Source organism: Maribacter aquimarinus (genome assembly GCF_047345505.1).
Classification (GTDB): Bacteria; Bacteroidota; Bacteroidia; order Flavobacteriales; family Flavobacteriaceae; genus Maribacter.
Window position 1 is genome coordinate 1 of sequence record NZ_JBLFEO010000010.1, and the last position, 14613, is coordinate 14613.

General features: G+C 49.9%; 13 protein-coding genes. 5 read left to right on the plus strand and 8 right to left on the minus strand.

All coding sequences use genetic code 11. The annotated features are described in order from the left end of the window. Positions 1-204: 204 nt before the first annotated feature. Both ACKWCC_RS08810 and ACKWCC_RS08815 read left to right on the plus strand, forming a co-directional pair. Positions 205-1953: a carboxypeptidase-like regulatory domain-containing protein gene (locus tag ACKWCC_RS08810; protein ID WP_413995556.1), complete on the plus strand. Its 1749-nt coding sequence runs from the start codon at positions 205-207 to the stop codon at positions 1951-1953. Positions 1954-2051: 98 nt separating this feature from the next. Beyond that, positions 2052-3122 (plus strand): carboxypeptidase-like regulatory domain-containing protein, encoded by a 1071-nt coding sequence (locus ACKWCC_RS08815; RefSeq protein WP_413995557.1) that lies wholly within the window; start codon positions 2052-2054, stop codon positions 3120-3122. A 403-nt stretch (positions 3123-3525) separates the two neighbouring features. Here ACKWCC_RS08815 and ACKWCC_RS08820 read toward each other — a convergent pair whose 3' ends face one another. Together ACKWCC_RS08820 and ACKWCC_RS08825 are read right to left on the minus strand one after the other, a co-directional pair. After that, complete coding sequence (locus tag ACKWCC_RS08820) at positions 3526-3963, minus strand: PaaI family thioesterase (protein WP_413995558.1); 438 nt, start codon at positions 3961-3963, stop codon at positions 3526-3528. Positions 3964-4181: 218 nt separating this feature from the next. Then, the gene (locus tag ACKWCC_RS08825) at positions 4182-5585 is read right to left on the minus strand and encodes a TIGR00366 family protein (protein ID WP_413995559.1); all 1404 of its coding nucleotides are present in this window, start codon (positions 5583-5585) and stop codon (positions 4182-4184) included. A gap of 983 nt (positions 5586-6568) precedes the next feature. Between ACKWCC_RS08825 and ACKWCC_RS08830 the strand changes: the two genes are divergently transcribed. Further along, the gene (locus ACKWCC_RS08830) at positions 6569-7048 is read left to right on the plus strand and encodes a hypothetical protein (RefSeq protein WP_413995560.1); all 480 of its coding nucleotides are present in this window, start codon (positions 6569-6571) and stop codon (positions 7046-7048) included. Here ACKWCC_RS08830 and ACKWCC_RS08835 read toward each other — a convergent pair. From ACKWCC_RS08835 to ACKWCC_RS08860, 6 genes are all read right to left on the minus strand, one after another. Next, positions 7043-8371 (minus strand): DUF58 domain-containing protein, encoded by a 1329-nt coding sequence (locus ACKWCC_RS08835; RefSeq protein ID WP_413995561.1) that lies wholly within the window; start codon positions 8369-8371, stop codon positions 7043-7045. The two genes, ACKWCC_RS08830 and ACKWCC_RS08835, sit on opposite strands and share 6 nt — an antisense overlap. Beyond that, positions 8372-9367 carry an AAA family ATPase gene (locus ACKWCC_RS08840; RefSeq protein ID WP_413995562.1) on the minus strand — a complete coding sequence of 332 codons (996 nt, stop codon included), beginning with the start codon at positions 9365-9367 and terminating at the stop codon, positions 8372-8374. Beyond that, positions 9354-10577: a DUF4350 domain-containing protein gene (locus tag ACKWCC_RS08845; protein ID WP_413995563.1), complete on the minus strand. Its 1224-nt coding sequence runs from the start codon at positions 10575-10577 to the stop codon at positions 9354-9356. Before ACKWCC_RS08845 ends, ACKWCC_RS08840 begins: the two co-directional genes overlap by 14 nt. Beyond that, entirely contained in the window at positions 10570-11298 is a 729-nt protein-coding gene (locus ACKWCC_RS08850) for a DUF4129 domain-containing protein (RefSeq protein WP_413995564.1), read from the minus strand. The genes ACKWCC_RS08845 and ACKWCC_RS08850 overlap by 8 nt, the downstream gene beginning before the upstream one ends. A 97-nt stretch (positions 11299-11395) precedes the next feature. Further along, positions 11396-12280, minus strand: a complete 885-nt coding sequence (locus ACKWCC_RS08855) for a hypothetical protein (RefSeq protein WP_413995565.1) — start codon at positions 12278-12280, stop codon at positions 11396-11398. Continuing rightward, the gene (locus tag ACKWCC_RS08860; protein ID WP_413995566.1) at positions 12261-13235 is read right to left on the minus strand and encodes a stage II sporulation protein M; all 975 of its coding nucleotides are present in this window, start codon (positions 13233-13235) and stop codon (positions 12261-12263) included. Before ACKWCC_RS08860 ends, ACKWCC_RS08855 begins: the two co-directional genes overlap by 20 nt. A gap of 33 nt (positions 13236-13268) precedes the next feature. On the opposite strand from ACKWCC_RS08860, the gene ACKWCC_RS08865 reads away from it, so the two are divergent. After that, positions 13269-13985, plus strand: coding sequence for an RDD family protein (locus ACKWCC_RS08865; RefSeq protein WP_413995567.1), 717 nt, complete (start codon positions 13269-13271; stop codon positions 13983-13985). A gap of 3 nt (positions 13986-13988) precedes the next feature. Next, positions 13989-14597, plus strand: coding sequence for a trimeric intracellular cation channel family protein (locus ACKWCC_RS08870; RefSeq protein WP_413995568.1), 609 nt, complete (start codon positions 13989-13991; stop codon positions 14595-14597). Positions 14598-14613: the final 16 nt, after the last annotated feature.

Genomic DNA, 14613 nt, shown 5'->3' on the forward strand with positions numbered 1-14613 from the left:
TGCCTTTTCCCGAAAGATCCGAAATAGTTCCATAGGATCCAAATTTGGGCCGCTTTTTTTTGATTGTTTTTGGGCTATCCGGCAGTTTGTGGCCCATTGCCATTTAAAACCTGAATAGTTACTAAAATAGTAATAACGTCTATTTTTATGATATTTCAGATCAACATTTCACACGGATTGTGAAATGAAAAATAAAATGGTATTATGGAAAATGGTTTTTTACGGTGCATGCTGCTCGTCTTGATGGTGGGTACCTTGAGTGCCCAGGAAGTGCGCACCATTAGCGGAAAGGTCTCGGATGGTAAGGTCCCTATGGAAAACGTAAGGGTCACGGTCTTTGATACGGACAGGATCGCTTACACGGACAGTGACGGTTTCTACCGGATACAGGTGGATACCGGGGACGAAGTCCAGTTTTCCTCCATCGGTATGAAGACCATTGCCATCAGGGTAGAGGACGTAACCCGCATACTCAACCCCATTATGGTGCCCGATGTCACGGAACTGGACGAGGTCACCGTGACCAAGAGCAAACGTAGGTCCCAGGAAGATTTGGCCCAAGATTACAACACGGACACCGACATCATTAGAACGGCGTTCGGGTACGTCAGTGTTTCCCGGAGTCCGGGCAGGACCCAAATTATGGACTTTAGTGAAACAGTGCCCATAACGCCCTGCATTTTGGATATCTTAAGGAACCGTTGGCCGGGCGTGCGGGTCTTTGGAGATTGTTTTGGTCGCGATAGCGGGGTTACCATCAGGGGATCTTCCACCTTGTTCGGAAACAACAGTCCCGTGTGGGACATTGACGGGCTCATTGTTGCCGAAGTCCCTTTATGGTTGGACCCAAACAACGTAAAGCGGATGGCCGTATTGAGTTCCCTTGTACAAACGATCGCCTATGGGAGCATAGGCGCCAACGGGGTCATCGTGGTCAATACCATTGCCGGAAACGCCCGGCGCAACGTTGTGGAGGATCGTGCCCGGCTGCGCAACAATTTTTATAAGGACAATGCCCTGACGGCAGCGGAACTCAAGGTCAACTGGCCGGAATATAAAAAAGAGCTTTATGCGAGTGCCACTTTGAAAGAGGCCCGGGAGACATTTTCCCGTCTAAAGGCCACGTACGCTTCTTCGCCCTATTTCATCTTGGATGCCCAGCACTATTTTGTTTCGGAGTGGGATCGTGGTGATGTGGCCCAAGAGTTGGTGGATGCCCACTTTGGTGCCTTTGAAGACAATCCCGTGCTGCTCAAGGCCTTGGCCTACCAGTTGGAGGCCCAGAACCAACCTGACGCCGCGCACGAGGTGTACAAGGACATCTTCCTTTTGCGCCCCCACTACGCCCAGAGCTATTTGGATTTGGCCCGGAGCTACCGGGACATTGGCGCCACAAAACAGGCGGCCGGCATCCATGCCCGGTATGCCTACCTACTGGAACAGGGTTTTATGGAAATGGATTCCGTGACCTTTCAGCCCCTTATGGATCGGGAGTTCAACAATCTTTTGGCCTTGGAGAAAACGGCCTTGATGCGTCGTGGCAACCGCAACAAGGTCTATGTGGACGATGGGGAAAGCAACGGCACGCTTCTTGTGTTCGAGTGGAACGACGGTGAGGCGGAGTTTGAACTACAGTTCGTGAACCCGGGAAAACAATACCATGTTTGGAAACATACCTTGGCGGACAATACGGAAGGGATAATAAAAGAAAAGCTGTTTGGCTACAGTATAAAGGATGAGCTGTTGGACGGTTCCCTTCCCGGCACTTGGCAGGTGAACGTGAACTACTTGGGCAACAAAAGCCTCACGCCAACCTACCTTAAGGCCACGGTGTACCAAAATTACGGTACCAAGGCCCAACGCAAGGAAACCAAGGTGCTTAAACTTTCCGTTCGCAACGTGAACACCGAACTTCTAAAAGTACGGAGCACCGCGGGCCTTACCCTTAATTGAGCTTGTACCCTTACGTAATGCGCCCTAAGTTTTGTTTCTTTTTTTTGTTTATCTGCGGTGTTTCCATCCATGCCCAAAAAGAATATAAGGGCAGGGTTTTGGATGTAAAGACCAAAGAACCCCTGGCCTTTGTGAACATAGGTGTGTTGGATAAAGGTCTGGGTACGGTTAGTGATGAAGGTGGGCGCTTCCACTTGGACCTGGATGCTTCCAGGATAGCAGACAATGACCTCATTCAGTTTTCTTTTTTGGGCTATGCTTCCCAAAGCGTGTCGGTTTCAGACGTTCCATTGGACCAAGAGGGTTACGTGGATGTTTTCATGGAACCAGCGCCAATGGAACTGGATGAAGCCGTGGTGAGCAGCTCCCTGCCCGTGCCCATCAGTGAGTCCGTGGGCTATAAGAATTATGGGGAACTTATTTTCGGTTATTGGAAGGATGATAAGGCCTTGGGCGGGGAAATGGCTACCTTGATCAAGGTAAATGAGGCCAAACGCCAACTAAAACAGTTACAGTTTAAAGTGTTTCGCAATCTGGCAGACAGCGTTTTGGTACGGGTTAACTTTTATGGGCCCGATCCCAAGAATGGTGCCCCCGGACAACATCTCAATAGGTCAGGGAAAGAAGTTTTTCAAATCCTTTCCGGTAAAGATAAGGACGTTGTCATAGACCTGACTCCTTTTGACATTTTTGTACATAACGATTTCTTTGTCTCGCTGGAGCTTCTTAAGGTGCACGGAGAGGGCCAATTTGAGCTCGCCTTGGCAGGAGCGGACAATCATAGCCCAACCTACAAGCGGTATGTGAGCCAGGACAAATGGAAGACGTTGGGCGCCATTCCCATAGCCTTGTCGCTACAGACAGACGTGTACGTATCCCAGGCCAAGGCCCAGAGGCATCAGAAGAAAGTGGAAAGGGTCCGGGCCAGAAAACGGATGGTGTCCGGCTTTACCATTCACCGGGGCCAAATGGTGGGCAACGTCAATGTTCTGAACCGTAGAACGGGAGAAAGTGTACAAAGCGATGACCGCGGGCGGTATGAATTGCACGCCAAAAGAAATGACATCCTTTACTTTACCAAGGAAGGTTACCAAAGGTTGTTCGTGGAAATCCAAAAGGAAGATTTTGTAAATGCCCCCATGAAAAAAGAGAACGGAACAAGTCCTTAACGGCAGGAATGCTCCGGGTGCCCCTACTTTAATGTATCCACTGGGCCTTGCCAAGCTCATTTTCATCTTTAGGGTGCACACCCTTTACCCATGGGCAACTACTAGAAATTGCCCGTTTTGGCAAAACGAGGATGGCTCCGGTTATGGCAAACTGGCTCCCTTGGGTCTCCTATAGCATCTGTCGGGTACCTCAACCCTCCGGGCATTGGTCGGCTTGCAGTAATCCGTTGGGACGTCCCCAAAAAAGACCTACACCGAAAAGGGGTTGTGTTATACCGCATTTGGTGTCATGCACGGTCTGAAAACGGTGGCTGGGGGTGTTTTTTGATGGGGAAACGAGCCCCATTGATGGCGTAAGGCCCTAAAACTTGATAAGCAGTGCCGTGGCCTATGCGCTCGATGCCTACAACGCCAATTTGGTCCTGATGAGATTGGAGTGTCCCTTGGCAATGATCCTACTTTTGTCATGGTTCCAAACCGTGCACTGGGCGTTCATGATCTGTTTACCCTTCTTTACAATTTCCGCTTCGGCCAAAAGGGTGTCCCCTGCCTTGGCCGTGGAGAAATAGTCCACCGCCAAGTTTACCGTGGTGTAGGCATTGCTGTTGTTCAGGGAGTACACGGTGGCCCCGATGGCATCGTCCATGATGGCGGCGGTAATGCCCCCGTGCAAGATGTGCATGGGGTTGGTCATTTCTTCCCTTACCGTATGGGAAAAGACCAGATGGCCCTCCTCGGCCTCTATCAGGGTGGGGTTCAACCAACGCATCAGTGGAGATATGGAGTCGGTCGCATTCTTGCCTATTTTTTCTTTAAAAGCCGCTACAATGGGATTCATCATCAATGGAATTTTTCAAAAAAGGTTTTACACTATGGGACTTGGGCAAAGTTACATTTTTTTGATCCGTGGGGTGCAGGAAAAAGGACGGTTTCAAGAAGCGCACCATTTAAAGTATAGGGCATACTTGGCCGGCCCTTCTCCATACGCCAAGGAGGCTTCCGGGCCCAAGCGGGCACGTTGATGTTATTTTTTTCTGGGGATGAAGCACTGCGGTTCCCTTATCCGTAGGGAACAAGGACCACTAAAAGAGATTGCAGCGAAAACAGTAGAAGAAAAGGGATCACCAGGTAGCCCACCACATCCCGGGCCTGTATCCTTACGCCCAGTCCCATGATGGGAAAGACCACCAATAGATAAAAGGGTTGCAACAGATTGCTCAAGCTTTCGCCATAGGCGATGGCCATAGCAGCGCGCGCCATATATTGGGTGGTTTCCGCAGATGAGGCGCCCGCAGCGTGGGCCAAATGCTGTACGGCCTGCAAGATACTTGGGCCAATGACGGCAAACTCCCCCCCAGCAGAGGGTATGGCAAAATTGACCAATCCGCCCGCGACATAGGCAAAAAAGGGAAAGCTCTGCAGCGTGGCCAGGCCGCTCAACTGGTCACCAACCCGTTCTCCCAATCCGGTGGCCAGCATGATGCCCATGATTCCGGCATAGAACGGAAATTGAAAAACAATGCCCGAGATATTTCGTGTGGCCCTTTGCATGGAAATACCAAAGCGCAAAGGGGTCTTGTGCAACAGCAGGGCCGTCATCAAAAAAATGAAGATGATGTTGTTAAAATTAAGGTCCACCCCCCATCTCCAAAAGTGGTGGGCCATAAAGCCCAGTCCCAAAAGCCCCACGGCACACTGCAACCAGGCCGCGTTGTTCAGCACATCGGACAGCGCAGGGTAGGGCAACCGTTGCGCCCTGGCCTCTTCTTTTATGGAAGGGACCTCTTTTTTGCCTTGCGCTTTCTGTAAATCGCCTATTTCCTTTCCCTGGGCTTGCGGGGCCAGCCAAACGAACAAAACGGGCCCCAGCGAAAGGAACAGCAGCACCATGGCCAAGTTCAAATGGCTGCCAAGGGTGAGCCCTGTGGAGATCGTTTCCAGTAAAATGCCCTTTTCTATGAGAAAGTTGTCCGGGGTGTTCAACAACAGGGCTATGGAACTGGAAATGCCACTTACCCAACCGTTCATGGAGAAATAGACACAGGCTACCAGAAAGGGATAGTTTACTCCTGGGATGCGGAGCGCCAGGGCACGGGCCAAGATGGCCACCACCACGATCATTCCAAAACTGATCAGGGAGAGCAGGCCCCCGAGCAACACCACCCAAAAGTACACTTGCCGTGGGGTCTGTATGTACCCTCCAATAAGATCGATGCCCTTGGCCACCGGGGTGGATTGTGCGATGCTGAACGCGGTCACGATGATCAAGATGATCTGCATGCCAAAGGCCAGCAGGGACCAAAAACCATCGTACCAGCCTTGGGAAATGTCCAACGGGGAGGCATCTGTGAAGGCAAGGGCAAGCAATCCGGTGAGCAAGGTGAGCCCCAGGGCAAACACATAGGCACTGGGCATCACCTTGATAAAAAAATCCGAAAACCTCTGGCCTAGTCTTGTGATCATATCGCGCTGAACGGCTTTGTTGCAAATTAAGCAAAATTTGGTGTGGCACAGGTGAAGCCATTTTTAAAATGCTTATACCATTGTTTTGGTGGGTAAAAACCCTTGATACATAATTTGATTTGGGACCAGAGGAGGTTATGGCTAGGATTTGATATTTGTAGCTTCTAGAATTATAGTGACTTACTTTATGGGTGTTTGTAATCCGACATGTTTTTTTGGTCTTACGCACTACGTCCTAGCGTCCTACCTCTGGCCAATACCATTTCGTTACCACAATATTCGTGTTGGAATTTTTAAATAATAGAGGTCAGTAGATAAATACTTATCAATCATACAAGGTAATTATTTGATTATTAAATGGTTAGCAATTTTTACTATTGTCTGTTCGAGCGCAGTCGAGAACCATTTACCAGCCAAGGGAGACTTCGACTGCGCTCAGCCTGACATTTGTGTCAATAATGGGCTCTGTAATAGGTACCTAAGTACTGACCTCAATTAAATAAAATAGGATGCCCAAAACCCAAATAGGGTATGGGACCAGGGTAATGGAGGAGCAACCCGCAATAAAAGCTGTGCTTTGGCGATCGAGGCACCCGCCCATAGGACTTGGGCGGGTGGCCATCGCCGCGCTGACCGGGCCAAACTTAGCAAAGCGGTTTACTTTACCCGGATTTATGGCCGTATTGGAGTTTTAACTGCATAGACCGAGTTCTGGGGCTAAGGTGCCCGTGCCGGGTTTTCCCCGTTGTGGAGATGGGCAGCGGTAGGGTGTTTCTGTACTCGGTTGTTCCATTATTCCAACGTTTAAACGAAAAAAGTAGCTTTGGCCATTTTTCGTTCCTAACTTTGGGCATTATGGTTGTTGTGTTCCTGTTCGCCTTGGGACCATTGGCACTAAATGGGAATATGCATTTTACCGGCAGTACTTTTTGCCGCAAGGGTGAAAAGATGGCCGCCGGTCAAAAAAAAAAAAGGAAAATGGAATGAGAAGCGCATTGATGTACATCTGTTTGTTCACCGTTTGTCTTGGGGCTGGCCAAGGGCTGGACAATGCCGCCAAGCACTTTGGAGCGGGCGTGGCCATTGGCGCCGTTGGCGGTTACGCGGCCCATAAGATTTTTAATGGGAACAAAAAGCTCACCTGGGCCGGCGCGGTGGGCAGCAGTTTGGCCGCGGGCCTGGCCAAAGAGACCTATGATGTCTCCAATGGCAATTTGTGGCAAACGGACGATGTGCTGTTTGCTGCCCTTGGGGGCTTTCTATCGGGGCTTGCCCTTGACCTGCTCACCGGGAATGCCTCGGATCGTAGGGGCCGCGGGCGCAGGGGAAATTGTGGCTGCCTGGTGGTTAAGAACATGCCCAAACTGAAAGCGCTGCCCAATCTCGTGGCCCGCCCCAACCTAGGTTCCAAAAGTCTGGAGGCCAATATCCAAGCGGCCTATCTTTATCAGAAGGGCCTATAAAAGCCCTCTGGCCTTAATTTCCAAATATTTGTTGATCGTGTTTATGGTGAGTTTCTCCGGCGACGTCAAGATGCTCTGAATGCCATATTTCTGTAGTTCCCGCTGCATCAGCTTTTTTTCCAACGAGAACTTTTCCGCAATGGTCTTGTGGTAAACGTCCTGTAGATTGTTTGCCTTTCCCTTAACAATGTCCTCCAGCTCGGCGTTTTCAAAAAAGATCACCACCAAGACATGTTGTTTGGAAAGGCCCAGTAAATAGGGCAGTTGTCTTTTCAGGGCGCTCATGTGTTCAAAGTTGGTGTATAGCAGGAGCAAGCCCCTATGGGTCACCTTTCTTTTTAGGTGGCCGTACAATCTTCCAAAATCCGTATCGCTGAACTCCGTGTCCACTTTATAGAGCTGTTCCATAATGGCATTCAGGTGCGTGATCTTGGATTTGGCGGGGATGTGGGTGCTTATGTCTTTGGAGAACGCGATCATTCCGGTCTTGTCCTTTCGTTTCAATGCCACATTGCTAAAGGCCAAGGTGCTGTTAATGGCGTAATCCAACAAGGTAAGTCCATTAAAGGGCATTTTCATGGTCCTGCCCATATCTATGATGGAATATACGGGCTGCGACCGCTCATCCTGGTATTGGTTCACCATGAGTTGGTTTTGTTTGGCCGTGGCCTTCCAGTTCAGGGTGCGGATGTCGTCTCCGGTCACGTATTCCTTGATCTGCTCAAACTCTTGGGTATGGCCAATACGTCTTATTTTTTTTAGGCCTATGGCCGATAAACGGTTGTGGATGGCCAAAAAATCATACTGCTGCATTTGAATGATGGAAGGGTACACGGGCACCGACTCGTTTTTTTGGAAACCATATCTTCTTTTGATGAGCTTTAGGGGAGAGGACGCATAGACGATCAATTGTCCAAAGTGGTATTCCCCGCGGTCCACAGGTCTAAGTTGGTAATGGAACTCGTGGTGCTCCCCGGTGCGCAGGTGCACCTCGTGCCCAAAATCTCGTTTTTGGAACTGCACGGGCAGCTCGTCAATCAGCTGCAAGTGGGCCACGAAGCCATATTTGTTCTGGACCTGGATGCTTACCGGGTTGGCGTCACCGTTGCTCATTTTTTTTGGGAGCCTCCTTTTGGCCACAACCCCATCTGCCCGGTAGAGCAGGTACATATCAAATGCAAAGAGTGCCAGCAGGGCCAGGGTGGCCATCCAGGCCACGTCATAGAGCGGCACAAAGACATGGGACCCTAGGAACAGCAGGGACAGTCCGGTAACATACCAGAAGAAAACAGGGTGTAGGTAAAGGGATCTTATGAATTGCATTTAACGGGGTATGGCAACACTTTCCACGATCATGGCTATGACCTTCCCGGTATCCAGCCCCTCCATTTCCCTTTCAGGGGTTAGGATAAGGCGGTGGTTCAGTACCGGCACCAGGGCGCTCTTTACGTCTTCCGGCGTCACAAAATCCCTGCCTTGGATGGCAGCGAAAGCCTTTGCCGCGTTCAAGCTGGCAATGGAGGCCCTTGGGGAAGCCCCGAGATAGAGATGGGGATGGCTTCTGGTCTTGGCAATGAGATCGGCAATGTACTTAAAGATCTTATCTTCCACCACAATGTCTTGGATCTGCTGCTTGAACATGGCGAGCGCATCTGGGGAAAGGACCTCTTTTATGGTGTTTTCCGGTAATTTTCCCTTACGGGCATGATGTGTCTTTAAGATCATGACCTCATTGTCCAGGGTGGGGTAGTCCACTTTTATCTTGAACAAAAACCGATCCAATTGCGCCTCCGGAAGGGCATAGGTGCCTTCTTGTTCTATGGGGTTCTGCGTGGCCAGTACCATGAACGGCGGGGGCATGGTGTATGTGGTGCCGTCCATGGTCACTTGGCGCTCTTCCATGATCTCAAAAAGGGCCGCTTGGGTTTTGGCGGGGGCCCTGTTTATTTCGTCAATGAGGACAATGTTGGAGAACACCGGCCCTTTTTTGAACTCAAAATCCGCGCTCTTGGCATTGAACACCGAGGTGCCCAAAATATCGCTGGGCATGAGGTCTGGCGTAAACTGTATGCGGCTAAACTGGGTTTTAAGGGTCTTGGCGAACAATTTTGCCGTAATGGTCTTGGCTATGCCCGGCACTCCTTCGATCAGTACATGGCCATCTATGAGAAGGGCCACAATGAGCTGTTCCACAAAGCGGTGCTGGCCAATGATCACCTTTTCCAGTTCCTTTTTTATGTCTTCCACGGCTGTTGCCAGGCCCTCCAAGGGGATACGGTTGTTAAAGTCGAGTTCTTTCTCTTGGTCATTGTCTTCCATTGGTTCCAGATTTAAAGGTGTCTATTTTTTTGTTGAGCTCCATAAGCTGTGCATCGGTTACGGAATCACTGTTTCTAAGGGCTTCCATGAACCCAAAAAATTGGGCCACCCAGGCTTGGCTGTGTCCGCTTCGTGATGCAATGTTCTTGTAAAAGCCTTCCTCATCGCCTATGTTTCCCAGGTAATAGCTTTGGCGCAAGTGCTCCATGAAGTGGTTTATGCGGTGTTCCGCGCTATTTTTTTGATCTCCCTTTTCAAAGTACATATCTGCAATGGTCCTGGTAAAGGCCAGCGTCCTGTTCTGTGGCGTAGGCACCACCGGAATGGCGCGCTGTTTTCGTTTCCCCTGAAACAAGATGTAGAGCACCACACCCACCAGGGCTATGTAATAGGCCCATTTCAATGCTTTGTTGTTCAAAAAAACATGCATGGGCGAGGTGTAGAACGCCTTTCCGCTTTTATGGTGGTTGTCCATAAAAATGGTCTCATTGTTGCCCAAATGGGCCATAAGACCGGCCACGTAGTCCTTATTGTCTCCCTGGAGCACAAAATAATTGGTAAAGGCCTCCGGAAAGGTGCTCAGGACAATGTTGCCCTTTCCAAAGGGGCGTTGCACCACATTGTGGTAGTTGGCCGGTTTTTCCGATCGCCCTTCTTCCATGGGTTGCACGGTTCCCAATGGGGTCACTGCCGTACTGTCTCCCCACTGCCAGTACAGCGCATAGGTGTCCCGGTCAAAGATAACGGAATCCGGAACCTTTAAATTGGGGTGCAACCATTGAACAGATTGTTTTTGTATGGCCTCAAAACCCCCATAGACGGAGTTTACCTCCAAGTTCAAGGTATCCGTCAATTGGGCATCAAATCCTTTGGAGGCCACGAAAAGGGTATTGCCCTGGGCCGTCCAGTTGAGCAAGGCATCCAATTCTGCCTTATCAAAAGAAACGGACCCATTTGCAAATACGTAAGTGCCCCTGGGGGCTTCGGTTCGGTTTACAAAAAGGAAGGGAGACGTATGCACCTGTACCGTGCGTTCGGGGAATTTTTCCTTTAGCAGTGTGTTGAACACATAGGTGCCATAGGGGATCTTGTGGGTGCCCACGTAAGATTTGAACCAATTGATCTTTTTGGGGGCATTGTATTGCAAAAAGAGCATGGCCATAAGCCCTGCCCCAAAGATGTACAGATAGGTTTTTGCCCTTTTATCCATTTTTAATGAGGTCTTGCAAATGCGAAAAAACCGGTGTTATCTGTTGATAGCTTTTTTGGTCCACCGGGAAATCGCCGTACCAGATATAGTCGTACCACCGGGTTATTTTTTTAAAAAGTGCCTTCAATGGTGGTTGTGTCAGTTCGTTCAGGTAGTCCATGTTGGTTTTTTGCCGTTCCCAGGCAATGAGTCCTTTCTGTTCCATTTCCTGTAGGCTGATCAAATAGTGGTAGCGAATGGCCAGGCGGTAATCTTGATCGGCCATCGCGGCCCCCAACAGGGCCTGCAGGTCGGGTCGCTGCATCAGTTGCTCCTCACTGCCCAACCCCACCTGGGACAGGTTTTTCTTCGCCTGCAGGATATTCCTGTTGTTGGCCTTGATGAAAAAACGTATGACAAGGGTCAAAAGCAGCACCAACAGCACATAGGGCAACAGTTCCAAAAAAGCGCTCAGGGCCCCACTGGCCCTTTCCAGACCAAAAATCCATTCAAAGACTTTCAGTAGTTGGTTTCCCAGCCAATTTTTAAGGGCAAGGAACCACTCCGGGGCCGGGGAGGTCATGAGTTCGTAATCAAATGCCGGGTCTTCCTTAAAAGGGGCCAGATCGTCCTCATCGATCGTTACGGGGTGCAGCTCCGCGTCTTGTGCCAAGGTGTTGGAGTCCTGTGCGGTGCAAACCAAATGGCCCAAGAGATAGAGGGGAAGGAAGCGGTGCTTCATTGGCACCGCCAAACGGTTCCATACTCCAAGGCCTGCCTGGAAATCAAAATTCAGTTTCTTATAAATGCCTCGTGGGCTTGTCCCGAGGTGGTTTGCTTTAGCCGTCCTTTCCATTGCCCAAGTTTTCAATGCGTTCGTAGGTGCCGGTAAAGTTCTTTTTTTCGTTGAGGTTAAAATAGATGAAGACCAGGGCTATGACACTGATCAGGTTCATAAGAAATTGCACAATGGCACTCACCGCATTCAAAAAGAGGTACACGGGGTCCTGGAATAGATTGAACACGGATTCGGCATCGGAAGCCCCCGAAAAAATCCCCATGGACACCAGCTGGTATATTTGGGCCGGCAGGGAAAAGGCATAATTGGCAATGGCCACGATCAGGGTTATGACAAAAATGGTGGCAAAGGTCATCCACCATTCACCCTTTACCAAACCAAAGCTATAGTTGTAAGCGCTGCCAGCGTCCATCCTGTCAAACACCAGCACACTAAAGGAAAGGGCCAGGGGCACATAGAGGTAGATGCCGGGCAAAATGCAGAGCATCAATCCCACCAAGAGGGTAAGGCCCACCATGATGCCCAAGCCCAGAAAGGTCCAAAAACTGACATAAACATCCTTCTTAATGGTATCAAAATCTATGGTGCCCTTTCCATTGGCATAGGACTTTATGTAATGCAGGGCGGTGGATTGGGACATGGTATAGACCACCACAAGGGACAGGACATAGACCAGGCCAACGCCCCCCACCGTGGCAAGGTTGGCTATTTCACTGTCCACATCGATCATAAAATAGCTCATGGTGTCTCCCGCAAAATAGAGATAGGCCAGTAGGGCCATCACCATGACCAAGAGGTAGGGCCCCACGATTTTAAAATAGGTGTTGAAGAAAGGTTTAAATTGGGTTCTTATGAACGCAAAGGTGTCCGTGAGAATTTCTCCCAGTTCGCGCTCTTTTTTGAATTCAATGTAATCGCTGTTCATCGGTGAGCTTCTTTTTAAGTTTTATGGGGTATATGATGTAATAAAAAATCATCAGTGCCAAGGAGCACAGGATGATGGCTATGGCCAGGGCATCCGGCATTTGGGTATGTCTGGTAACAAAGCCTTCCAAAAAACCGGCAAGGATAAAGAAGGGTACGGTGCTCACCATGATCTTTAGGCCGTTCCTTACCCCTCTCTTAAAGGATTCCAAGCGGGTGTAGGTGCCCGGGAACAAGATGCCGTTGGCCAAGACCAGCCCCGCACAACCCGCAATGACAATGACAGATATCTCAATGGTGCCGTGTATCCAGATGGTGCGCATTGATTCCCACAACAGCCCCTGATCGTAAAAGAAATATTGAAAACTGCCCAGCATAATGCCGTTCTGCATCATGATGAACAAGGTGCCCACCCCGAGCAGGATGCCATAGACAAAGGCCAAGAGGGCCACCCGGATGTTGTTCAAGGTAATGCCCAGAAACATATTGAACTCGCCCATTTGTTTGTAAACCGCCATAGGGTCTCCCTTTTCAATGTTTTCCAAGGTCATGTTCACGTAGCCATCTCCCAAAATGGAGCGCACAAAATCGCCGTCATTTGCCGCGGAGTAGGCTCCCACCGAGCTAAAGAAAACAAAGGTGAGGAAGGCAATGAGCAACTCCCGGTGAAAATTGGCAAAGATGGAGGGAAACTCCAATTTCCAGAAATTCCATATCCTGTTTCTGGACTCTTTTTTGGTACGGTAGATCTTTTGGTGGGCCTTGGCAGCCAGCCCATTGAGGTACAGGGCGGTATTGCTTCCCGGGAAAAAGGTCTTGGCGTAGCTTAGATGATCCGTGACCTCAATGTAAAGGTCGGACAATACATCGGGTTCCAGAACCGTTTTGTTGGCCAAGGCACTTTCAAAAGTGGACCATTTGTCCTTATTTTGTTTCACGAAAGCTGCCTCGCGCATCTTCAACCGGGTTTCAGCCAAAGAAACAAAACAATGGAACAATTTCAAATAGAAACGGCCCAAAATGTGGGCATTTCCCAGAACGCAGCGCATCTGGGGGATCGCATGCTCGCCTTTCTCATAGATACCTTGGTGATCGTTATCTATTACGTGCTCGCTTTTTGGCTTTTGGTGCTTTTAAACGTGGATCCAGCCGATCAGTGGGCCCTTTCCCTGGTGATGCTCCTACCGGGCTTTTTGTATTATTTGTTGTTGGAGAGTTTAATGGATGGCCAGACCTTGGGCAAACAGGCCATGCAGCTCAGGGTGGTGAAGTTGGACGGTTCCAAACCCAGTTTTGCCAGCTATTTCATACGGTGGATGTTACGTTTGTTGGATGTTTCCATTAGTTCCGGCGGGGTGGCCGTCTTTACCATTTTGTTGAGCGGCAAGGGACAGCGTGTGGGGGACATTGCGGCCGGCACCACGGTGATCAGTGAAAAAAAACGGATATTCCTGAAAGATACCCTTTGGCGCCAACTGCCGGAGGACTACAGCCCCCGGTTTCCGCAGGTCACCATTTTCAGTGACCGGGAAATGCAGACCATAAAGGAAGTTTATGAGAAAGCCCGTGGCAAGGGAGACCATAAAGTGGTACTTTCGCTAAGCAACAAAATAGTGGGGTTAATGGATGTCAAGACCGATTTGAAGCCTATGGAGCTCGTGGATGCCGTTATCAGTGACTACTGCTATTACACCCAAGAGCGCTAGGGCATGTTCTACCTTTTCATAGATATTTTGGGAACAGTGGCCTTTGCCATCTCCGGGGTGCTTGTGGCCATGGAAAAAAAGCTGGACGTCTTTGGGGTCTTTATCATAGCCTTTGTCACGGCCACTGGAGGGGGCACCCTGCGGGACCTTCTCATTGGCAATACCCCGGTGGCATGGATGTTAACGCCCCTCTACATCGTCACCATTGCCATTACCGTCTTGGTGGCCATTGTTTTTGTAAGGCACCTGAGCCGTTTCCGGAAATCGCTCTTTTTGTTTGATACCATTGGCATTGGACTGTACACCATGGTGGGGGTGGAGAAGGGCCTTGAGGCGGGGCTGTTGCCCATTATGTGCATTGCCCTGGGGACCATGACCGCCAGTTTTGGTGGGGTGATCAGGGACATTCTCTGCAATGAGATTCCGGTGATTTTCAGAAAAGAGGTGTACGCCACCGTTTGTATCCTTGGGGCGATCCTCTACTTTGTGCTGGTCAATTTGTCGGTAGATGCCAAATGGGCCTATGTTTCTGGCATTACGTTCATTATTGCCCTGCGGCTTCTGGCCGTGAGATTCAAGCTGTCCCTTCCCAATATCCATGGGGCCAAGTAATGGCCAAATACAGTTT